At 54.6% G+C, this 21907-nt stretch carries 17 protein-coding genes; 6 read left to right on the top strand and 11 right to left on the bottom strand.

The genetic code is table 11. The annotated features are described in order from the left end of the window. Positions 1 to 84: 84 nt before the first annotated feature. The 3 genes from wzc to DD586_RS06200 are packed head-to-tail and all read right to left on the bottom strand — an operon-like array spanning position 85 to position 3862. Positions 85 to 2256 (bottom strand): tyrosine-protein kinase Wzc, encoded by a 2172-nt coding sequence (wzc, locus tag DD586_RS06210; RefSeq protein ID WP_012883957.1) that lies wholly within the window; start codon positions 2254 to 2256, stop codon positions 85 to 87. Positions 2257 to 2272: 16 nt separating this feature from the next. After that, positions 2273 to 2707, bottom strand: a complete 435-nt coding sequence (locus DD586_RS06205) for an arsenate reductase/protein-tyrosine-phosphatase family protein (protein WP_012883956.1) — start codon at positions 2705 to 2707, stop codon at positions 2273 to 2275. An 18-nt stretch (positions 2708 to 2725) separates the two neighbouring features. Next, on the bottom strand, positions 2726 to 3862 hold the full coding sequence (locus DD586_RS06200) for a polysaccharide export protein (RefSeq protein ID WP_012883955.1): 1137 nt from the start codon (positions 3860 to 3862) through the stop codon (positions 2726 to 2728). Positions 3863 to 5316: 1454 nt separating this feature from the next. Here DD586_RS06200 and DD586_RS06195 point away from each other — a divergent pair. Further along, the gene (locus DD586_RS06195; protein WP_012883954.1) at positions 5317 to 6906 is read left to right on the top strand and encodes a TerC family protein; all 1590 of its coding nucleotides are present in this window, start codon (positions 5317 to 5319) and stop codon (positions 6904 to 6906) included. A 185-nt stretch (positions 6907 to 7091) separates the two neighbouring features. On the opposite strand, the gene asmA is transcribed toward DD586_RS06195, so the two are convergent. From asmA to apbC, 4 genes are all read right to left on the bottom strand, one after another. Continuing rightward, positions 7092 to 8906 carry an outer membrane assembly protein AsmA gene (gene asmA / locus DD586_RS06190; protein ID WP_012883953.1) on the bottom strand — a complete coding sequence of 605 codons (1815 nt, stop codon included), beginning with the start codon at positions 8904 to 8906 and terminating at the stop codon, positions 7092 to 7094. A 32-nt stretch (positions 8907 to 8938) separates the two neighbouring features. Next, positions 8939 to 9520 (bottom strand): dCTP deaminase, encoded by a 582-nt coding sequence (dcd, locus tag DD586_RS06185; RefSeq protein ID WP_012883952.1) that lies wholly within the window; start codon positions 9518 to 9520, stop codon positions 8939 to 8941. 102 nt (positions 9521 to 9622) lie between these two features. Beyond that, entirely contained in the window at positions 9623 to 10264 is a 642-nt protein-coding gene (gene udk, locus DD586_RS06180; protein ID WP_012883951.1) for a uridine kinase, read from the bottom strand. A gap of 312 nt (positions 10265 to 10576) precedes the next feature. Next, entirely contained in the window at positions 10577 to 11686 is a 1110-nt protein-coding gene (gene apbC / locus DD586_RS06175) for an iron-sulfur cluster carrier protein ApbC (protein ID WP_012883950.1), read from the bottom strand. A 281-nt stretch (positions 11687 to 11967) separates the two neighbouring features. On the opposite strand from apbC, the gene metG reads away from it, so the two are divergent. The 4 genes from metG to DD586_RS06155 all read left to right on the top strand — a co-directional run bounded on the left by metG (position 11968) and on the right by DD586_RS06155 (position 17279). Beyond that, complete coding sequence (gene metG, locus DD586_RS06170) at positions 11968 to 13998, top strand: methionine--tRNA ligase (RefSeq protein WP_012883948.1); 2031 nt, start codon at positions 11968 to 11970, stop codon at positions 13996 to 13998. Between the two features lie 250 nt (positions 13999 to 14248). Further along, positions 14249 to 14680 carry a VirK family protein gene (locus tag DD586_RS06165; protein ID WP_012883947.1) on the top strand — a complete coding sequence of 144 codons (432 nt, stop codon included), beginning with the start codon at positions 14249 to 14251 and terminating at the stop codon, positions 14678 to 14680. Positions 14681 to 14927: 247 nt separating this feature from the next. Then, entirely contained in the window at positions 14928 to 16004 is a 1077-nt protein-coding gene (locus DD586_RS06160; RefSeq protein WP_012883946.1) for a sugar ABC transporter substrate-binding protein, read from the top strand. 24 nt (positions 16005 to 16028) lie between these two features. Then, positions 16029 to 17279, top strand: coding sequence for an LVIVD repeat-containing protein (locus DD586_RS06155; protein ID WP_012883945.1), 1251 nt, complete (start codon positions 16029 to 16031; stop codon positions 17277 to 17279). Between the two features lie 61 nt (positions 17280 to 17340). Here DD586_RS06155 and pgl read toward each other — a convergent pair whose 3' ends face one another. Beyond that, positions 17341 to 18336 carry a 6-phosphogluconolactonase gene (pgl, locus tag DD586_RS06150; protein WP_012883944.1) on the bottom strand — a complete coding sequence of 332 codons (996 nt, stop codon included), beginning with the start codon at positions 18334 to 18336 and terminating at the stop codon, positions 17341 to 17343. A gap of 175 nt (positions 18337 to 18511) precedes the next feature. Here pgl and DD586_RS06145 point away from each other — a divergent pair, with 175 nt between their 5' ends. Then, positions 18512 to 19333 (top strand): pyridoxal phosphatase, encoded by an 822-nt coding sequence (locus DD586_RS06145; RefSeq protein WP_012883943.1) that lies wholly within the window; start codon positions 18512 to 18514, stop codon positions 19331 to 19333. Positions 19334 to 19350: 17 nt separating this feature from the next. Here DD586_RS06145 and modC read toward each other — a convergent pair whose 3' ends face one another. The 3 genes from modC to modA are packed head-to-tail and all read right to left on the bottom strand — an operon-like array spanning position 19351 to position 21870. Then, the gene (gene modC, locus DD586_RS06140; protein ID WP_012883942.1) at positions 19351 to 20409 is read right to left on the bottom strand and encodes a molybdenum ABC transporter ATP-binding protein ModC; all 1059 of its coding nucleotides are present in this window, start codon (positions 20407 to 20409) and stop codon (positions 19351 to 19353) included. Then, a complete protein-coding gene (gene modB / locus DD586_RS06135) occupies positions 20409 to 21098 on the bottom strand; it encodes a molybdate ABC transporter permease subunit (RefSeq protein ID WP_012883941.1) in 690 nt (229 codons plus the stop codon). Before modB ends, modC begins: the two co-directional genes overlap by 1 nt. Beyond that, positions 21085 to 21870 (bottom strand): molybdate ABC transporter substrate-binding protein, encoded by a 786-nt coding sequence (modA, locus tag DD586_RS06130; RefSeq protein ID WP_012883940.1) that lies wholly within the window; start codon positions 21868 to 21870, stop codon positions 21085 to 21087. Before modA ends, modB begins: the two co-directional genes overlap by 14 nt. Positions 21871 to 21907: the final 37 nt, after the last annotated feature.

Below are 21907 nucleotides of genomic sequence, written 5' to 3'. Positions count from 1 at the left end.
GCCACTTCTATCTCTCTTTCTTCGGTGCTTTCGACGCTTTCGGTGTGTCATCAGGGCGTACGTCATCCTGATGCACGCACCTGACTACTTTTTATCCGATCCATAGGAATATTGATAAGAATCATAACCATAACTGTAATAACTTAATGCCCGGCGGATGACCGCATTCAGGATAACCCCCTTGATCGGCGCCCCATTCTGCTCAAAACGCCGGATACTGATTTCCACTTCTTTTGGCGTATTCGTTTCAAAACGCGCTACCAGCAGCGAGGTTCCCGCCTGTCGGCTGATAATCGCCGCGTCGGTCACCGCCAGAATGGGCGGCGTATCTAACAGCACGATATCGAATTGCCCGGTTGCCCAGTTGATGAAGTCGGTAAAGTGACTGTGCATCAGCAGTTCAGAGGGATTCGGCGGGATCTGACCGCGCGGAATAAAAAACAGGTTTTCCACCACTGTGGTACGTAGCGCCTGCTGCGCCTCGATCTGTCCGGACAAGATATCCGACAACCCACGTTCAGGCGTCGCCCCCAACAGGTGGTGGGCATACCCTTTGCGCATGTCACAATCGACGATCAACACCCGCTGACCCGCCTGAGCGATCACGGCCCCCAGATTGGCACTGATAAAGGATTTACCGATCCCCGGGCTGGCACCTGAAATCATCAGTACATTGTTTTTCGCCTCCATCATGGCGAAGTGCAGGCTGGTGCGCAGACTACGAATCGCTTCAATCGCCAGGTCGGCCGGATTACCCACTGCCAACAGCGAATCAGAGCGGGCATTGCGTTTGCGGTTCTTGCCAGCGAATTCCCGATCTTTCTTCTGTTGCCACTCCGACAACGGCACACTGGCGTATACATTGATGCCAAGCTCTTCGAGTTGTTCCGGGCTTTCAATCCCGCGATGCAGCAGTGTTTTCAACAACACAAACCCGATCGCCGCCACACCGCCCAGCATCGCTGCCAGCACAATCACCAGCGTTTTCTTGGGTTTCACAGGTTTTAGCTGCACGACAGCGGGATCGATAATGCGCACATTGCCGACGGTGCTGGCTTTATTGATGCTCAGCTCCTGTTGCTTATTCATCAACTGGACATACACTTCCTGCCCGACATTCACATCCCGCGTCAGACGGACAATTTCCTGCTGGGTTTTCGGCATGCTGCTGACCCGCCGGTTCAGGCTGTCCCGTTCCTTTTCCAACGTGACGCGTTTTTCCAGTAATGCCCGATAAGCCGGATGCTCACGGGTATACAATTTGGAAATTTCCGCTTCGCGGAACGTCAACTGGTTGAGCTGAGACTCGACATCCACGATGGTATCCAGCACTGACTTGGCTTCCAGCGACAAATCCACCGAGTCTTTCTGCTGACGATACTTATTGAGTTTATCCTCCGCTGTTTCCAGCGATGCCCGTACCAGTGGCAGTTGCTCTTTCAAAAATGCCAGGCTTCTGGCCGCCTCTTCCGACTTGCGGTCCACATTCTGTTGCAGGTAGTTATCGCTGATACTGGTCAGCGTCTTCTTCACCAGTGCGGGATCGCTGCCTTCCAGCGTTAACTGCAATACGCCGGTATCCTTCCCCTTATCCGCCACCGACAATTCCGCCAGAATGTCATTGATAGCCGTCAGCGTATTTTTTTTCCTGACGGTAAACACCGTTCCCGGTGCCGCGTCGGTACTGCTTACCAGCAAACTAAAGCCATGCTGAGAGGCGACTTGCCCAATGTGACCGGTAAAATCCGCATCCTTACCGGCGCTAAAGCGATAAGTGCCGTTCTCCCCAATAGCCAGCGTCATTTTTTCATCCAGCCAGCTGTCCGGTACCGACAAGCGGGACACCACAACACGAGCCGGTTCTTCATCTTTCAGGCGAGCGAGACCTTTGCCGAACAGCGGGAAGTACTGCTGCTCCACATCGGTATCCAGCCCCAAATCCTGTACGGTTTTCCCGACCACCATCCGGGAGCGGAGCAACTCGACTTCCGGTGCTGATTGCGGTTTGGTATCCGGCAACACTTTTGAAATATCACTCATGAGCGAATCGCTGACGTTCTGTTCGACCTGCACCATCGCATCCGCCTGATACACCGGCGTAGCCAACAGCGCATACAGAATACCCAGCATGGTAAAAATGGTGGTGATACTGATAATGAGCCAGCGGTGATCCAGCACAGTGCCCAGTAAACGCCCCAGGTCAATTTCATCCGCCTTGTCCGCTTCAGCTGTTTTCACGGCAATTCTCTCTGACATCGTAATCCCTGACTGGTTAACGGCTCAGCGCCTGCGCCCATTGGCGGGCAGATTGTTCAAGTTGGGTATACACAAACTCAAAGGCTTCCCGGCTCTTGCGGTACGGGTCGGTGATCTCCTGCTGGTTAAACCAGTGCCCGAACAACAACGTTTTCCCTCTGACCTCTGGGGCGAAACGGCACACGGCATCAATGTGCGCCTTTTCCATCACCAGAATCAGGTCGTAATGCCGACACAGCGACGAGGTCAACTGGCGCGCAACATGTCCGCCTAGCGACACACCGTGTTCAGCAGCGACCAGGCTGGCCGTTTCATCGGCCGGTTTCCCCTCCATCGCCCGCCAGCCAGCGGATGCGACGGTTTTCTCAGGCAAGGCCTGTTTGAGTAAACGCTCGCCGGTTGGTGAACGGCAGATATTGCCCTCGCAAATGACCAAAATACGGTTAAACATCAACACCTCCCTCGGTAATTACGGCCAGGTACGAACGCGTAGACTGCCTTCACTCAGGTCATTAAACCCACTGATGGTCGGTACCAGTTGTGAAATCAGGCGGTTCCAGCGTGCGACCGGCGCTGAGGTGACATACACCACGTCATAGGGTTGCAACGGGAATTCGGATCCCATCACCAGTGCGGTGGCGTCTTTGGTGTTGAGCTGATAAATGTTGGCCAGTTTTGGCCCTTGCGTACCGCGTAGCGGACGGATGACAAATATGCCGGTCGCATCAGCCACCATTTGATTTATCCCTTCTGCGCTACCCAGCGCTTCGGTCAGCGTCATGCCGCTGCGGTCCATCTTCAGGGTGGATTGTTTGTTCACTTCCCCCATCACGAAGACTTTCAGGTCATCGTTACGGGGTACAAACAGAATGTCGCCAGGGTACAACAGGCGGTTCTGGGACAAATCCCCGTTTTGCATCAGCGCCTGTAGGGAAATCCGCTCATCTTTGCCGTTATGCGTCAGCACCAGGTTGCGCCAGTCAGCAAACTCGCTCAGCCCACCGGCATTGTTGATGGCATCCAGAATCGTCAGCGGTACGTTGGTAATAGGTTGTTGCCCCGAGTGTTCCACTTCCCCAGTCACATAGGCTTTTTGTGAGCGGAATGCAGCCACGCTGACCTCTACCTGCGGTGACTCGATGTATTGCGCCAGACGGCGCATGATTTCATCGCGCACTTCAGTCAGTGTTTTGTCCACGACACGCATCTTGCCGATATAGGGATAAAAAATGGTGCCGTCGGCGTGAACCCAGTTACCGGTGTCGGCAGCCGTGCGGTAAGTCCCTGCCGGTGTTGTCAATTCCGGGTGATCCCACACGGTCACCATCAGTACATCGCCGATACCAATGCGGTATTCGTAGCGTTTCAGTTCCTCCTCCAGCGACGGATTATTCTGAGCAATCGCCGGCCGCAGGCGCATTTTATCTATCAGTAATGGGGTGATAGGGTAAATATTGACCAGCTTATTGATATTGAAATCATCATCCGGCTGTTCTATGACCTCTTTTCCACTGGTAGAAAGGTGCGTGCCTGGCACCAGCGTACAACCCGCCAGGAATGTCGCCGACAACATCAGCGGTATAACTTTCAGTGTTGGTTTTAACATCCTTTATGCCATCGCTTTTTAGTAAAGTGAGAAACAAAAGAGCAGCATTGCTCGACCGATCCCGCTTCGGGCAACCCGATGCCTTTCGCTCATGCGTTGATCGGTAATGAGTTGATGAGATGTGTTTTCGCTCCTGTTCCAACGTCAAATTTTTATAACCAGAGCCGCCGTCACCATCGCAACGACGTTCAACAAGAAACCAAAACGGTGATGTCAGCGGATAAGCCGCTGGATGTCGGGCACGGCAACCCGCGATACTCCCGGCGTGGGAGACGTGGTGGATAAAACGGCGGCATAACGCGGCGTTGTTATCCGAACATCGTGTTTGAAAATCGTATTTGAAAAGTGAGGGAAAGCGCGGGCACCAGCCGGTTGAACACACATCAGCTGCGAGCCAGTCGACTGAAAACGAGCCGATTGAAAACGAATCGGTTGAAAACGAATCAACTGAAAACAAGCCGTTTCATCAGGCCGCGCGGTTACATCGCTGTGGGCAGAACAAGGCGACGCGGACGCGAATAGTGCGCCGGTCAGGGGAAATGTCGCTGGTTGTGCCAGCGGTATAGGTTTTCGTGTCAGGGTAAACATGCTTACGCCATCGCCTTTCAGTCAAGTGAGTAACAGGCAGTCCACACATCGGGATTCACGGTGGACCCATCGACCTTGTTGCCGTTTCGCTCATCGCTAACCGGTAATCCGGCAGCTGAACGGTTTCAACGTCATGGAGGGCTTGTTCTGAAACACCAGCGTAGCTTGCAGGAGAGTAGTTCAGGTACGCTACCGCCCTTGGCTTGTAGCTACCAACTCGCTGTCTCGATGTTGTTCCAGACTTGCCCAGCTATTGCTGTGACTCGTCACTAACTGACTCGTAAAAATGGCTTGCAAAAACATTAATGACACTAAAGTTTCGAATTAAATATTTTTAAAGTTGTGTCAATATCGCCACACCGGAGAGTAGTAAAAAATATTTGTTTATAACAAGACAAATATCTCCCTGATGTTTTTTTTCGGAAAAATACTAACATTCCATGCAATTTTTCTTATGACAGAAGATATTTTTATCCTTTAAAAACAAAGTTATAAATATATAGGAGACATCTTAATAAATATTTCATTTTCATATAATAATACTGTTAACACATTAGCAAACACCTGATGAGACCGCAGAGTGCGCTATTTTCCCGACGTTTTACTGCATTCGACATATAATGCAGCTCTTTAATGAAATAGATTATTTTTTGACCTTTTGGCTGCTTTCCTCGTTTCTCAAAATGCGTTGCAATGCATTCCATCTTGCTGAAAGTATTGTGATCGCCCTCACAGGAGAAAAGCAGGATATCGTTGCCCGGCAATTTGATATCTATCAATCGAGGTCGGTCGCGTTATGGTTGAGCGACGCAACGCCTGATACGCTATGCACATGCAATCTAAAAAGGAAAAGGTGAACTCAGCCTATGGAATGGATCGTTGATCCGACAATGTGGGCCGGTCTGGCTACCCTGGTAGTGCTGGAACTGGTTCTGGGTATCGATAACCTGGTTTTCATCGCCATCCTGGCGGAGAAATTGCCGGAAAAATCACGCGATCGGGCGCGAGTTGTCGGATTATTGCTGGCTTTGTTGATGCGGTTCGTGCTGCTGTCCTCCATCTCCTGGCTGGTTTCGCTGACTCACCCACTGTTTAACGTTCATGGGCACCCATTTAGCGCGCGTGACCTGATTATGCTGGTAGGCGGCCTCTTTTTGCTGTTCAAAGCCACGATGGAACTGAACGAACGGCTGGAAGGCAAAGATCAGGCGCAGCAAACCCAGCGTAAAGGGGCGCGCTTCTGGCCGGTGGTCGCCCAGATAGTGGTGCTGGACGCCGTATTCTCACTGGATTCGGTGATTACCGCCGTTGGGATGACAGATCACCTGCTTATCATGATGGCAGCAGTGACCATCGCCATCGGGCTGATGCTGTTGGCCAGCAAACCCCTGACACGTTTCGTCAATGCACACCCCACCATCGTGATTCTGTGCCTAAGTTTTCTGCTGATGATAGGTTTCAGCCTGGTGGCGGACGCGTTTGGTTACCTGATTCCAAAAGGTTACCTTTACGCTGCCATCGGTTTCTCAGTGATGATCGAAATGCTCAACCAGTTGGCGCAATTTAACCGGCGGCGTTTTCTCTCTTCATCGACCCCGTTACGCCAACGTACCGCCGAAGCGGTACTGCGATTACTGCGCGGCGGGCACGACGAGGTGGAGCGTGACAAGCAGGCCGCCGAGCGAGTAGCGGATAATACCAGCAATGCCAGCCAGCCGGTGTTTAACCAGCAGGAACAGCGCATGATCGAGCGCGTACTTGGCATGTCGCAACGTTCAGTCAGCAGTATCATGACCATCCGTCATGATATCGAACAGGTGGATATCAACAGCGATCCCGCCGATTTCCCGGCGTTGATGGAGAAAAACCAGCACACAAGGCTGGTGATGTTCGACAGCCATGTGTCCAGCGAGCCACTAGGTGTGGTGCACGTGATAGACCTGCTACGCCAGCAGTTGCACGGACAGGCATTGGACCTGCGAGCACTGATCCGCCAGCCACTGGTATTTCCGGAGCAATTATCGCTGCTGTCGGCACTGGAACAGTTCCGTGAGGCACACACACATTTCGCCTTTGTGGCTGACGAATTTGGGTCTATTGAAGGCGTTGTCACCCTGAGCGACGTCATGGAAACCATTGCCGGTAATCTGCCGCTGGAAGGGGAAGAGCTGGACGCCCGCCACGATATTCAGGAAAACGACGATGGCACGCTCATCGCCAACGGCTACCTGCCGGTCGAAGACCTACAGATGTACATCCCGCTGCAACTGGATGAAAAACGGGAATACCACACGCTGGCAGGTCTGTTGATGGAGTATGCGCAGAAGATTCCCCAGGAAGGGGATGAAGTACATATCGACAATACCCTGTTCCGGGTACTGGCGGTAGAAAGTCATCGCATCATGAAGGTACTGATTATCCCTGAAGCTGACCCACAGCCGGATTATGAAGTGTAGCTCGCGCGACGAACCAGTCGGTATGTCATAGCAACGGGGGTAATGACAACAAGAAAGGCGACCTGAGTCGCCTTTCTTGTTTCATCCAATTCTATTTTGTTGAAGATACCATTTCGCTGAAAACAAGCATTTACCGAGAATAGTATTTACTGAAAATAGTATTTACCGAACATGCCGCAGGCACATTACGGGTTTGTGGCCGGGGCCTTAGCGGCAGGTTGATTTTTTTCCGCCCAGTCATTCAGGCGTTTTTTCATCTCATCCTGCAGCCGTTTACGCAGTACCTGATCGACCTGCAACTGGTAGTTCAGATTACCGAACTCACCGAACAACCGGAATGGAATAGCGGTATCCTGCAATACCTGCACCCACTGGTCATCCCCCTTCCACCCTTGCTTCACCTGCACATTCATATTGATGTCACAGCGCTGGGCCGGTAAATCAAACTGACCATCACCCTCTAACGCCAGAGCCGATGACTGCCCGGACAACGACTGTAAATCCAGTTTGCCTGCGTTAAGCGTTGCCTCACCACTCATCTGTTGGATATCGGTATAGCGGCTATAGTCATTAGGGGCTTGAACGCTGCTGTTATTGCGAACGACCGCTTGCTGGATCAACTGCTGGATGTTCAACCCGGAAAGCCGTAGTTGGTCAACCTGAACCGATGCCGAGCCCCGCCACTGAGAGATAAACGCCTGTCGCGACAGATCATTACCGCTCAGCCGCCCTTGCAGGCTCAGTTTCCCATCCAGACCGTCAGGCAGCTCAAACACCGGCAACAGCGTAGCGAGCGGCAAAGCGATCAGCGTTGGTTGAATAGAGACGACCGGAGAAGCATACACATCCATGGTTCCCGGTATGGCAAAGCGCCCCTCGCCAATCTGACCGCTAAAATCCGTCACGCTCACCTTGCCACGCTGATTACTGCCTTTCAGGGCAAACGCCTTAACCGTCATACCGCGGTAGATCAACGTCGCCGCGTTTACCGCTACGCGTGCAATCGAATTACGCAAGCCCTGATAAGGTTCGGGCGGTTGGTCGTGCGAGAACACCGGTTGTGCGATGACTGTTTTGTCCCCGCCATCACCGGATGAGGCAGCGTGCGCCAGCCCCAGCAACGCATCCAGATCCAACTTTTCTGACTGCAACGTCAGCACGTATTCCGGTACTGTGCCGAATGTCGCCGATAACGCCCCATTCAACTGGCTGTTATTGGCGCTAAGTGCGAATTGGTTGACGGTCAGTTTCTCTGGCTGGCGCTGATAGCTGCCGCGAATCGTCCCTTTACCGCTGATACCGTCTGCTGGCAAACCCGCACCTTGCAACTGGTAACTGACGCTGCTGATATCAGCAGCGACCTGTTGCGGGTAATTTTGCATATCCAGTACTGCGTCGAGCGAAAACGACAAGTCGCGCTGATCGCGATTAAAACGGCTGGAGAGCGATACCTGCACCTGCCGGGACGCATCGCTGCGCATGGTCAGGTTAATATCCCGAACATTCAATGCCGGTGCGTTGCCACGCTGGAATACCAGCACACTGTCGGCCACTTCAACCTGATTGATATCGAAATGCCACGGCGTATCCGCCTCCGGTGCCGATGGCCCTGCTGGTGCAATGGGTGCCGGGCTGGCCTGACGTGCCTCGCTATCCGGCGTCAAACGAATCACTGCGCCTTTCAACATCACCTGTTTGACTTCGAGCTTGTGGGACAACAGCGGCCAGAGTTTCACATCCAGCCGCATGTTTTCGGCGTTGATCACCGGTGTCGCAGCACCCGGCGCACTGACTGACAAATTACCGGACAGGATGCTCAGTTGCGGCCAGACATGCCAGCGCAGTTCACCATCCAGATTCAACCGATAACCGGTACGCATCTCGACCTGACGCACCATATAAGCCCGAAAATCATTCGGGTTGATTAGCACCACCAACGCCGTCATGCCTGCGGCCAGCACCACCAGCAGGATCACCAGCGTGGTAAACAATCTTCTCATGCCATCCTCATTCGCTGTCGTGCCTGGCCCAGCTAGTCTTTATCGATCCGGCTTGCTACTGCGCCCTGCTGGTCCTTGTATTTCGCGTCTTCACGGCGGTTATACGGCCGGGCAGCCGGGCCGGAGAGCGGCTCGAAACTCAATGCGCCGATAATCATGCCCGGGCGCAATGCCAGCGGCAGTTTCCCCGAGTTGTAGAACTCCAGCACGATGCACCCCTGCCAGCCGGGATCGATACGATGCGCCGTCACGTGGACCATTAGCCCCAAACGAGCCAGCGAAGAGCGCCCATCCAACCATCCCACCAGATTATCCGGCAGAATCACCGATTCCAGCGTCACCGCCAGCGCCAGTTCACCGGGATGAAGGAAAAAAGCCTCGCCCTCCGCCAGATTGATTTCATCACTCATGACGCGATCCAGCGCGGCGCTTACTTCATCCTTCGGCCCGCTCAGATCAATAAACGGTGCGGTATGACCGCTAAACACCCGGAACTGATTGCCTAACCGCACGTCCACCGTCGCACCATTAATCCGCTCAATCGGGGGGCGTGGCGTAATCACCAGACGGCCGTCATCCAGCCAGGCTTCAATGTCACGGTCGCACAGTCTCATCATCTTCTCCAGTCAGACTCTTGCAGGTGTTCAAACTGCCACAGCAGCGCCGGAAATACCACGCCGATTCCACCTGCTTTAAGGATTTTCTCAGCGAACAGCTTACTCAAAGAACTGGCTGATTTTCGCTTTCAGAATATCAATGGCGATACGGTTTTTGCCGCCGCGCGGGACGATAATGTCCGCATATTGTTTGGACGGTTCGATAAATTGCAGGAACATCGGGCGCACGGTTTTCTTGTATTGCTCCATGACCGAATCCATCGAGCGACCCCGTTCGTTGACATCGCGACGCATACGACGCATCAGACAAATATCCAGCGGGGTATCGACAAAAATGGAAAAATTCATTTCATCCCGCAGTCGTGCATCGGTCAACAACAGAATGCCCTCAAGAATAATCACCTTTTTCGGCGCCATATTCAGCGTTTCCTGCAAACGCGTATGCTGCACATAGCTGTACTGCGGCAACGCGATCGGCTGACCGGCCTTGAGCATCTGCAAATGGTGCAGCAACAGGCTGTGATCCATCGAGCTGGGGTGGTCGTAGTTGGTTTTGACCCGCTCTTCCATGGTCAGGTGAGATTGATCCTTGTAATAGCTGTCTTCCGGAATAACACCAATGTGTTCATCGCCGACCTGATCGCGTAATTCACGGTATAGGGTACTGGCAATAAGACTTTTTCCGGACGCGGACGCACCGGCAATCCCGATGATGACACACTGGCGAGACTTATCAGTCATGGCAATAAAGACCTGATTAACAAAAAGAAGGAGGGGGACACACCGAACGGTTCAGGCGCGATTCGCACGGGATCGTGCACCGAAGGATAACCATCAGCAACAGGCGTGGTTGATTGCGCAACACAGTCAGGGGTGTCTGGACGCGGGCAATTATAGGGAGTTAGCACGATTCACGCCAGCATTACGCAGGCCGGGCCGCTGACAAAGACGTCATTCCCTGACGGATAACACACACTGGCATGACTGGCGGCAAGCCTGCCCATGCCAAAGGCAACGGATACCGCGCCCAGCACGGTATCCGCTGAATCAGGGTCACACCGCGCGAAACGCGATTTCCGTCGGGATGACTTCCCCCTGCCAATACAACTGCGCGGCTACTTGTCCTGCCAGCTCGCGATACAACTGGGTAAACTCACTGTCCGGCTTACTGACCACCGTCGGCTCGCCGCGATCCAGGTCTTCACGCAATGAAATGTGCAGTGGCAACTGACCCAGCAAGGCGCAGTGGTATTTTTCCGCCAGTTTTTGCGCGCCGCCGGTACCAAAAATCGGCTCCAGATGACCGCAATTGCTGCAAATGTGCACACTCATGTTTTCCACAATACCTAACACCGGCACCTTCACTTTCTCAAACATCACGATGCCTTTCATGGCATCCACCAGTGCGATGTCTTGTGGCGTGGTGACCACAACCGCCCCGGTCACCGGCACGTTCTGCGCCAGTGTAAGTTGGATATCACCGGTACCCGGCGGCATGTCCAGCACCAGATAATCCAGGTCCGGCCACAACGTATCCTGCAACAATTGCAGCAGCGCCTTACTGGCCATCGGCCCACGCCATACCATTGCGTTATCGTCCGTCACCAGATAGCCGATAGAGTTGGTGGCAAGCCCGTGCGCCATGATCGGCGCCATGTGCTGTCCATCTGGCGATGTCGGCCGCTCGCTAGCCGCCCCCAGCATGGTGGGAATAGACGGCCCGTAAATATCCGCATCCAGAATGCCGACATTAGCCCCTTCGGCTGCCAGTGCCAGCGCCATATTCACCGCGGTACTGGACTTCCCGACGCCGCCTTTACCGGAACTGACGGCGATAATATTTTTCACGCCTTTCACGCCAGCCTGATTGTTAACGCGACGCAACGTGGCGATGTTATGCGTCAGACGCCATTCCACTTCACGCGCGCCACACAAACGCAGCAATTCCTCACTGACGCTGTCTTTTAAATCGGCCAGCCCGCTCAGCCAGACGAACGGCATGGTCAGTTCGATATGCAACACATCGTCCAGCAACGCACAATGATGCAACGCATTGAGGGTGGTCAGGTTATTTTTCAGCGTCGGGTGCGAAAAGGAGGACAATACGCCATTCACCATGGCGCGCAACATCTCGGGGTTTTGCGCGGGGAGTTTATCGTTCATCCCGGCTCCTTGAGTTTGAATTAAAGTCGTTAACAGCAGCCCCTAGCATAACAGAACGCTTGCGCGTGGGTGTACCGCACACCGCTCGCAGAAGTGGAAAAAATGGATGGAACGGCTTTCCGTGCACGTCCACACAGAGACTCTCTGTCGGTTTATTGAAGGGCACCGGATGGGTTTTGTTGCAGCCCATATCGCCGCAAGGTTTACGCATTACGACGCGATGGGGTAACATCAAGGCTCCTTCTTAATTTATTCACCAACCAACAAGCAAGTTCCCCACTATGACTCAAGTCGCAAATAAAATTTTGGTAACGTGCGCGCTGCCTTATGCTAACGGCCCGATTCACCTTGGCCACATGCTCGAACACATTCAGGCGGACATCTGGGTCCGTTACCAGCGAATGCGCGGCAATCAGGTCCACTTTATTTGTGCGGACGACGCCCACGGCACACCGATCATGCTCAAAGCACAGCAGATGGGTGTAGCGCCTGAGCAGATGATTGCGACGGTGAGTCAGGAACATCAGCAGGATTTCGCCGGGTTTAACATCAGTTACGACAACTATCACTCTACGCACAGCGAAGAAAACCGCGAGCTGTCCGGGTTGATTTACCGTCGGCTGAAGGAGAACGGTTTTATCAAAAACCGCACCATTTCTCAGTTGTTCGACCCGGAAAAAAGCATGTTCCTGCCGGATCGCTTTGTAAAAGGCACCTGCCCGAAATGCAAGGCGCCGGATCAGTACGGCGATAACTGCGAGGTGTGCGGCGCAACCTACAGCCCCACGGAGTTGATCGACCCGAAATCCGCCGTGTCAGGTGCAACACCGGTTATGCGTGAATCTGAACACTTCTTTTTCGACTTGCCGGCATTCAGCGACATGCTGCAAGGCTGGACCCGCTCCGGTGCGTTGCAGGAACAGGTCGCCAACAAGATGCAGGAGTGGTTCGACGCCGGGTTGCAGCAGTGGGATATTACCCGCGACGCCCCCTATTTTGGTTTCGAAGTACCGGATGCACCGGGCAAATATTTTTACGTCTGGCTGGACGCGCCGATAGGTTACATGGGGTCATTCAAAAACCTGTGTGATAAACGCGGCGACCTCAACTTTGACGAATTCTGGCGTAAAGACGCCAGCACCGAGTTGTACCACTTTATCGGCAAAGACATCGTTTATTTCCACAGCCTGTTCTGGCCAGCCATGCTGGAAGGCAGTGGTTTCCGCAAGCCGACCAACCTGTTTGTGCACGGGTATGTGACCGTCAACGGTGCCAAGATGTCCAAATCACGCGGCACCTTCATCAAGGCTGACACCTACCTCAGGCACTTGGATGCCGACTGCCTGCGTTATTACTACGCGGCTAAACTGTCGTCACGTATTGATGACATCGACCTCAATCTGGAAGACTTTGTACAGCGTGTAAACGCCGATATCGTCAACAAAGTGGTCAACCTGGCATCGCGCAACGCCGGTTTCATCAACAAGCGCTTTGACGGCCAACTGGCGGATAGTCTGGCCGACCCGGCGCTGTATCAAACCTTTATCGACGCGGCACACACCATCGCCGAGGCGTATAGCAGCCGTGAATCCGGCAAAGCGATTCGCGAAATTATGGCACTGGCGGATCTCGCCAACCGCTATGTGGACGAACAAGCGCCTTGGGTAGTTGCTAAACAGGAAGGCCGTGATGCCGACTTGCAGGCCATTTGCTCGATGGGCATCAATCTGTTCCGCGTGCTGATGACGTACCTGAAACCGGTACTCCCTTCATTGTCAGAGCGCGCTGAAGCCTTCCTGCAAACGGAACTGAGCTGGGATTCGCTGTCGCAACCGCTGACCAATCATCGGGTCGGTACGTTTAAGGCGTTGTTCAACCGCATCGACATCGCGCAGGTACAAGGCATGGTGGACGCGTCCAAAGAGGAAGCCGCAGCGGCAGCCAAACCAGCATCCGGCCCGTTGGCCGACAATCCGATTCAGGACACCATCGACTTTGCTGACTTCGATAAAGTCGACATGCGCGTTGCGTTGATCCAGAAAGCCGAACTGGTGGACGGTTCAGACAAGCTGCTACGGCTGACGTTGGATCTGGGCGGTCAAACCCGTCAGGTGTTCTCCGGCATCCGCGCTGCCTACCCGGATCCCTCCGCGCTGGAAGGTCGTCTGACTGTGCTGGTCGCCAATCTGGCACCACGTAAAATGCGCTTTGGCGTTTCCGAAGGCATGGTGATGGCCGCTGGCCCCGGCGGGAAAGACATTTTCCTGTTAAGCCCCGACAGCGGTGCCCAGCCAGGCATGCAAATAAAGTAAGCTCACTCACATCAGGCCGCGCCGTCGGCCTGATGTATCTTCCCTGCCTTATTTCACATCCGTTGTTGACACCTCCGACCTATCGTTATTTCAGATAAACGGCATAGCGCTTTCACCGTGGGCATGATAAACAGTGTCTCGGCGTGATTATCACTTCGCGCACCTAGCGGTATGCACAGTTGGCCTGTCCCTGTACACCGATATGATGGCCACACCGTCATACCCATCGTCGATCATGGAGGAATATCGAATGTCTCGTATCACCCCGTTGCTGCTGAGCGCAGCCCTGCTTGCCACCGCCGCACCGGCTATGGCGTCCAAATCATTGAAGAGTGCCAGCGATGTCATCACCGCCCTGAATCAGGGGCGCAGCGTCAACGTCACCATCGATTTATCCGCTTGTACGCCTCAGGATGGCACCCCTGCCAGTAAAACTCGCGGTGGCCTGCATATCAGCGCTTATCGTCTGATTGATAACGGTACGTTGTCATTTAGCGATGAGCACTTTACCGTCGCCAATGACGGCACGCCGATTCAGCAGTTCATGCGTTATCAGGTTCAGCCGGATAATACCGTGCGTTTCACCACCTACATGTTTAACCTGCCAGGCCTGCAACAGCGCGGCAATACCCTGAGCTACCAGTGTAAACTGGGTCAGGATATCAGCTTCTTCGTGCAATAAGCCTTGTCAGACATACCCGGCCTGCCGGGTATGTTTTTTCCTTCGTCGATATTACCCATAGCCCGTCCACCCCACCCGAACAAAACAAAAAGTTATAAGGTAAGCGCAAAAGGCATAATTCCCCCCCTTTGCACACCGCCAGGTTACCCGCTATGATTCCTCATCACTAAAATAGACATCCAGACATAAAGATATCCATAAAATATCTATAAATAGCAAGCTTGCTTCACAACACCGAGGATTAAAAATGAAGAAATTCCCTGTCGCACTGTTGGCCCTGAGCCTGACGGCTTCTTTCTCCACGCTGGCTGCAGAAACACCCGCCACCGCCGCCCCGGTTCCTGCCACCATCGCTAACCATCAGGGGCCGATACGCATCGCCGTCATCCGCAATCTCGGTTCAGATGACAACACCACCCAATTCGTTTCCGGCGTACTGGAAGAAGGCAAAAAGCTGGGTTTTAAAATCAGTACCTTTCTGAGCAACGGTGACGACGCCAAATTTCAGGATTTCGTGAATCAGGCCATCAGCCAGAAATACGACGGCATCATTCTGTCGCAAGGCCGTGCGCCCTATTCCACCGATCTTATTCAGCGCATTGTCGACAGCGGCATCAAAGTGGCCGTGTTTGACACCGCCGTCGATCGCACCATTCCCGGCGTGACGGTCAGCCAACAGGATGACGCCTCGCTGGCTAACGAATCTCTGGGTCAGTTGGTAAAAGATTTCAACGGCAAAGCTAACATCATCAAGCTGTGGGTAGCCGGTTTCCCGCCGATGGAACGCCGTCAGACGGCCTACCAACAAATGCTGAAAGACAACCCCGGCATTAAAGAGCTGGAGTCCATCGGTGCGGTGTCTTCCGACGTACAAGGTGATACCGCCAATAAAGTCGGCGCAATTCTGGCGAAATACCCGAAAGGTAAGATTGACGCTATCTGGGGTGCGTGGGATGCCTTCAGTCAGGGGGCGTACAAAGCGCTTAAAGAAAACGGCCGTACCGAAATCAAACTCTACAGCATCGACATCTCCAATCAGGATTTGCAACTGATGCGCGAAGCCAATAGCCCATGGAAAGTCAGTGTCGCGGTAGACCCGAAACTGATCGGTAAGGTCAACCTGCGTCTGGTCGCCAACAAGATTGCCGGCGAACCAACACCCGCCACCTACCAATTCCGTGCCGCCAGCATTCCGCAGGCGCTGCTGGCCAGTCAACCTGGGCCGGTCAACGTGGCAGGACTGGCGAAAATCATCCCGGGATGGGGCCAGACCAATGACTTTATTGCGCCGTGGTTTGCTACACTGGAAGCCAAAAGCAAATAAAGGTCTGTCATAACGGAGGCTTATATGGCATCAGCGCCCCTGCCCATGCCGGAATACAGCCGCAACATGCGGCTGATTGGACACAGCGATCAGGGCGGGCGCCCTGATGGTGTACAGGTCATGGTGCATCGTGGTTACGCCTATATCGGACACATGGTGTCGCAGGGCGTCTCCATTGTCGATGTGCGTGACCCGAAGAATCCCAAACCAGCCGGTTTTATCGCCGCACCACCGGGTACCTGGAATATCCATCTGCAAACCCACGATGACCTGCTGCTGGTGGTCAACGCACGCGACCTGTTCGCCGATGCGCGCTTCGCTGAAGAGAAAGTCTACTACACCCGCTCGGTGGCGGAGACAGTCAGCACCGGCCAGCAGGATAAACACTGGAGCGCCGGACTACGAATATTTGATATTTCTACCCCCGACCAGCCGCGTGAAATCAGCTTCCTGCCGCTTGATGGCATCGGCATTCATCGTATCTGGTACGTGGGCGGACGCTGGGCGTATGTTTCGGCCCTGCTGGACGGCTACAGCGACTACATCTTTCTGACCATTGATCTCGCTGACCCGCGCAAACCGGAAGTGGCAGGTCGCTACTGGTTACCGGGCATGCACACCGCTGGCGGCGAAACGCCGACCTGGCCGGAAGGCAAGCGCTACGCACTGCACCACGCCATTGTCAGCGGCGACACCGCCTACGGCAGCTGGCGTGATGGTGGCCTGATGCTGCTGGATGTCAGTGACCGAACCCAGCCGCAGCTCATCAGCCATCGCAACTGGAGCCCGCCGTTCGGCGGCGGTACCCACACGGCGTTGCCATTACCGGATCGTGACCTGCTGATCGTGCTGGACGAAGCGGTGCTGGATAATCAGGAAGACGGAGAGAAACTGATTTGGGTGTTCGATATCCGCGAGCCAGCTAACCCAGTCAGCATCGCCACCTTCCCGCAGCCCAGTGAAACCGATTATGTGAAGAAAGGGGCGCACTTCGGCCCGCACAATCTGCATGAAAACCGACCGGGCAGCTTCATCAGTTCAACACTGATTTTTGCCACCTATCAAAACGCTGGCGTGCGTGCTTATGACATCAGCAACCCATACCGGCCAAAAGAGACCGGTGCGCTGGTGCCTGCCGCACCTGACCGTATGATCGATAAACGCCCTGGGCGGCCACAGGTGATCCAGTCTTGTGACGTGTTCGTAGACGCGCAAGGGATTATCTACAGCACCGATTACAACGCCGGGTTATCGATCATCGAATACCGCGGCTGAGCACCGGGCGAATACGCGCTGCCTTGCGGCAGCGCGTGATACAAACCTTGCTTGTCAGTAATTAGTCCAGCGCCAGTACTGACACCCACATCGGCCCTTGTCCCACCGCGTAGCGCGCCAGCGGCGTCAGGTTACCGTTGTCCGGCTGAATGCCGTAAACCTCAATATGGTGAGATTTCTGACCCGCGGCGATCAGGAACTGGCCGTTATGATCGATGTTAAAACCGCGTGGTTGCGTTTGTGTCGGCTGGTGCCCGGTCAGGGTCAATGTCCCGTCTTGCGCGGATACGTCGAAAATGGAAATCAGGCTGGCAGTACGATCCGTGGTATACAGATGACGGCCATTCGGCGTGATATGGATATCCGCCGCCCAGCAGGTGCCGGTGAAATCGGCTGGCATGGCATTCAGCGTCTGGATCCGTTTGCCTTCGCCCTGCGCATCCAGCTCGAACACATCCACCGAGCTGTTCAGCTCATTAATGCAATAAGTGAAACGGTTGTTCGGGTGATACGCCATATGACGCGGCCCGGCACCGGCGGCGGCACGCTGCTCCGCAGGCTGGTGATCGCTCAGACGGCCATCACTGCCGACATCATACAATCTGATGCGATCCTCTTTCAGGCAAGGGGCCCACAATACGTGATTCGCCGGGTCGATATTGGTCGAATGGCACCCTTCCAGCCCATCGAGTTGCTGGCAGGGTTCCTGTACCACGCCATCATCGCCGATGGGGCTGACGCTGACGCACGCATTGCTGTAAGAGGCGCTGAACAAGAAACGTCCGGCGTGATCGGTCGACAAGTGGGTTGGGCTGCCCGGTAACGATGCCACACCGGCTTCGGTCAGTTTGCCTTGCCCATCAATCCGGTAGCTGATGACCCGAAATTCAGGACGCACACCGACATACAGGTGGCGCTTATCCGGCGCGATAACCATCGGTTGCACCTGTCCGGGGACATCAACCACCTGTAACAAGCTCAGCGCCCCGCTGGCGGCGAGCTGCCAGACATGAATCTGCTGACTTTCCGGACTGGCGATATAAACCACTTGCTGCATTCGATTCTCCTTGTTGGCACCGATGAGGCGGCAGATGCGCCTCGTTACGCTCAGGCTAGGCTTTCATTTTTCTGTGCTGACTTCCAAAATCAGTACAGAAAAAGGCTCTGTCGCTTCAGAGGGCATCCAGTGTACCATCCCAAAGAAGTGAACCCGATAACCTGTTGAGAATACCATGACCTATCGCATCATTGCCCTCGATCTGGACGGCACACTGTTAACGCAAAAGAAAACGATTTTACCTGAATCCTTACAGGCGCTGACACAGGCCCGGCAGGCCGGTATCAAGGTTATTATCGTGACCGGTCGCCACCACTCGGCTATCCACCCGTTTTATCAGGCGCTGGCGCTGGATACCCCCGTTATCTGCTGCAACGGCACCTACCTTTACGATTACCAAACCGGGCAGACCCACGACGCCAATCCGCTCACACCGGCACAGGCCAAAAGCGTGCTGCAACGCTTGCAGCAATTCGCCATTCACGGCCTGATGTACGCCGACGACGCGATGCTCTACCAGCACATTACCGGCCACATCACCCGTACCCAGACCTGGGCGGAACAGCTTCCCGAGTCTCAGCGACCCGTGTTTCGCCAGGTCGATGACCTGATCACCGCCACTGACCACAGCCGTTCTATCTGGAAATTCGCCACCCACCATACCGATACCGCCGTATTGAATGACTTCGCTAAACAGGTTGAAGAAGAGTTAGGTCTGGCCTGCGAGTGGTCATGGATGGATCAGGTGGATATTGCCCAAACCGGCAATAGCAAAGGCCGTTTACTGCAACGCTGGGTGGAATCGCAAGGATTCAGCATGAACGACGTCGTCGCGTTTGGCGATAACTTCAATGATATTAGCATGTTGTCTGCTGTTGGATTGGGTGTCGCGATGGGTAACAGCGCCGATGATGTCAAAGCTCACGCCGATCTGGTGATTGATCATCATGAAAAACCCGGCATTGCAGAGGTTATCCGCAGTCGGGTTCTGGCCTGACGCCGTCACCAGCAAACTCATGGCGTGATCGACACGCTCTTAACCTGAGCATACAGGCGCTGCCCGGCCGTCAGCGCCAGTTCATCACGTGCCCAAGGCGTGATGCGGGCCCACAGAATGTGCCCACCGAGATCCAGCTTAACCTCCACCTGTTCGCCGACCTCAATGCATTCCACCACACGAGCCGACAGCACATTACGAATACTGCTAACTGCCGGACGTTGCGTCACCAGTGACACATCAGCCGCATTGATGCGAATGCGCAGCTCATCGCCCTGCGGCGCATCAACACGCCCCACCCACAGCGGCTGTTCGCCCAGTGACAGCGCCGTCATCGCGTAATGCGGATGATGCTCCATCACCGTCACCTTCAAAATGCTGCTCTGCTCTTCTCGTGGTAACCAGGCGCGCAGAGCGTTGCTGGCCCATACCTCTTCCAGCGAGCCTTGCGCCTTCACCTGCCCTTTATCCAATACCAGCACCCTATCCGCCAGCCGCACCACTTCTTCCAGACTGTGGCTGACATACAGAATCGGCGTGTTGACTTCGCGAGCCAGGCGCTCCAGATATGGCAACAGTTCGCGTTTACGCGGCGCATCCAGCGATGCCAATGGCTCGTCCATCAGCAACAGTTCCGGCGCAGTCAGTAACGCGCGACCAATCGCCACCCGCTGTTTCTCACCGCCGGACAAGGTCAACGGGTAGCGTTTGAGCAAATGCCCGATACCAAGCAACTGCACGATATCGTCAAACTGTGCCTGCATCGAGGCGGCCATACCGTAACGTAAATTTCCCAGCACCCGGTAGTGCGGGAAGAGCCTCGCATCCTGAAACACGTAACCGATACGACGCTTTTCCGGCGGCAGGAACACCCCTTGCGCGCGATCCGACAGTACCCGATCATTAAGCTGAATAAGCCCGCTATCCGGCCGGGTCAGGCCGACAATGGCATTAATCAGCGAGGTTTTCCCGGCCCCCGAGACACCGAACACGGCAGTAATGCCACTGGCGGGAAGCTGGGCGGTGACGCTGAGCGTCAGGTCTCCCAATTGCTGAGTAAAATCCAGTTGCAGCATTATCCCCCCAACCGTTTACGGCTCCAGCGGGTGAGCCATTCCGACAACAACAGTGACACCAGCGACAACCCGATGGCGATAACACACAACCGGGCGGCCTGCATTTCCGCCCCCGGCGTTTCAATCAGCGTATACATGGCATTGGGAATGGTGCGGGTTTCGCCTGGAATATTAGACACAAAGGTGATGGTGGCACCGAATTCCCCCAGCGAACGCGCGAACGCCAGTACGGTGCCGACAATAATCCCCGGCAACGTCAACGGCAGCGTAATGGTGAAAAAGACTCGCCAGCGCCCGGCACCCAGTGTACGCGCCGCCAGTTCCAGCCGGGTATCCACCGCCTCCAGCGCCAGCCGAATGGCACGCACCATCAACGGAAACGCCACGACCGCCGACGCCAGCGCTGCGCCATGCCAGCTAAAACTGAAGCTAAAGCCAAACCAGTGGTAAAGCCAACTGCCCACCACGCCTTTGCGCCCCATGACAATCAACAGCAAATAGCCGATCACCACCGGCGGCAACACCAGCGGCAGGTGAATCACGCTATCCAGCAACGATTTTCCGACAAAGCGGCAACGCGCCAACACCCAGGCGGCCAGAATACCCAGCGGCAAACTGCAACTGACCGCTACCAGCGAAACCTTCAGGCTCAGCGACACCGCCTGCCATTCGTAATCACTGAGCAGCATTAACCGGCGTAAATCCGTATTGTTTAAACACGACGGCAGCCTGCGGCGTTTTCAGGTAATCAAAGAAGGCGTTAACCGCTGGCGTGTTATGCCCTTTAACGATAGCCATCGGATATTCCACCGGTTTGTGAGTGTTATCCGGGAAGATACCGACTACTTTCACTTTGGTACTGGCGACGGCGTCTGACCCGTAAACGATCCCCAGCGGCGCTTCTTCACGTTCGACCAACACCATGGCGGCACGCACGTCATTGGCGCGCGCCATCAGCGGCGACAAAGCGTCCCAGGCGTTTAATTTTTGTAAGGCTTCTTTAGCGTAGATACCGGCCGGTACATGGTCCGGGTCACCGACAGACAAACGGCCGCCTTTCAGCAGCGCTTTCCAGTCGGTTTTCTCGTCTATTTTAAAACCTTTTGTCTCAGCGGATTTGGGTGCAATCACCACCAGTTGATTGCCCAGCAGCGTGTAGCGGGTTTCGTTCTCAACCAACTGTTTACCCTGGGCATAATCCATCCACTGCTGATCAGCGGAAATGAACAGATCCGCAGGCGCGCCCTGTTCAATCTGACGTGCCAGCGTTGATGACGACGCATAGGATGCAACGATAGAAACCTGTTTTTCCTTTTGGTATTGCGCAGCGATATCCTGCAATGCATTGGTCAACGAAGCGGCGGCAAACACCGTCACCTTCTCCTGCGCCAGTGCAGTATTCGCACTCATACCCAGTGTCAACGCGGCGGCGGTCAGCCAGTAAGTCCATTGCTGTTTCATTTTATCTCCAGAGATTATCGTTATGTAGTTAATCACA

Origin of the sequence: Dickeya parazeae Ech586, from assembly GCF_000025065.1 — a bacterium.
Classification (GTDB): domain Bacteria; phylum Pseudomonadota; class Gammaproteobacteria; order Enterobacterales; family Enterobacteriaceae; genus Dickeya; species Dickeya zeae.
Note: the sequence above shows the minus strand (reverse complement) of the source record. Positions and strands in the feature narration are given on the sequence as shown.

Bases quoted from the DNA above. Each gene is read 5' to 3' on its own strand.
- DD586_RS06165 (WP_012883947.1), top strand. From the start codon at position 14,249: ATGTCTCGTATCACCCCGTTGCTGCTGAGCGCAGCCCTGCTTGCCACC.
- asmA (WP_012883953.1), bottom strand. From the start codon at position 8,906: ATGAGAAGATTGTTTACCACGCTGGTGATCCTGCTGGTGGTGCTGGCC.
- DD586_RS06205 (WP_012883956.1), bottom strand. From the start codon at position 2,707: ATGTTTAACCGTATTTTGGTCATTTGCGAGGGCAATATCTGCCGTTCA.
- modB (WP_012883941.1), bottom strand. From the start codon at position 21,098: ATGCTGCTCAGTGATTACGAATGGCAGGCGGTGTCGCTGAGCCTGAAG.
- modC (WP_012883942.1), bottom strand. From the start codon at position 20,409: ATGCTGCAACTGGATTTTACTCAGCAATTGGGAGACCTGACGCTCAGC.
- pgl (WP_012883944.1), bottom strand. From the start codon at position 18,336: ATGCAGCAAGTGGTTTATATCGCCAGTCCGGAAAGTCAGCAGATTCAT.
- DD586_RS06145 (WP_012883943.1), top strand. From the start codon at position 18,512: ATGACCTATCGCATCATTGCCCTCGATCTGGACGGCACACTGTTAACG.
- DD586_RS06155 (WP_012883945.1), top strand. From the start codon at position 16,029: ATGGCATCAGCGCCCCTGCCCATGCCGGAATACAGCCGCAACATGCGG.
- wzc (WP_012883957.1), bottom strand. From the start codon at position 2,256: ATGTCAGAGAGAATTGCCGTGAAAACAGCTGAAGCGGACAAGGCGGAT.
- DD586_RS06160 (WP_012883946.1), top strand. From the start codon at position 14,928: ATGAAGAAATTCCCTGTCGCACTGTTGGCCCTGAGCCTGACGGCTTCT.
- modA (WP_012883940.1), bottom strand. From the start codon at position 21,870: ATGAAACAGCAATGGACTTACTGGCTGACCGCCGCCGCGTTGACACTG.
- udk (WP_012883951.1), bottom strand. From the start codon at position 10,264: ATGACTGATAAGTCTCGCCAGTGTGTCATCATCGGGATTGCCGGTGCG.
- metG (WP_012883948.1), top strand. From the start codon at position 11,968: ATGACTCAAGTCGCAAATAAAATTTTGGTAACGTGCGCGCTGCCTTAT.
- DD586_RS06200 (WP_012883955.1), bottom strand. From the start codon at position 3,862: ATGTTAAAACCAACACTGAAAGTTATACCGCTGATGTTGTCGGCGACA.
- apbC (WP_012883950.1), bottom strand. From the start codon at position 11,686: ATGAACGATAAACTCCCCGCGCAAAACCCCGAGATGTTGCGCGCCATG.
- DD586_RS06195 (WP_012883954.1), top strand. From the start codon at position 5,317: ATGGAATGGATCGTTGATCCGACAATGTGGGCCGGTCTGGCTACCCTG.
- dcd (WP_012883952.1), bottom strand. From the start codon at position 9,520: ATGAGACTGTGCGACCGTGACATTGAAGCCTGGCTGGATGACGGCCGT.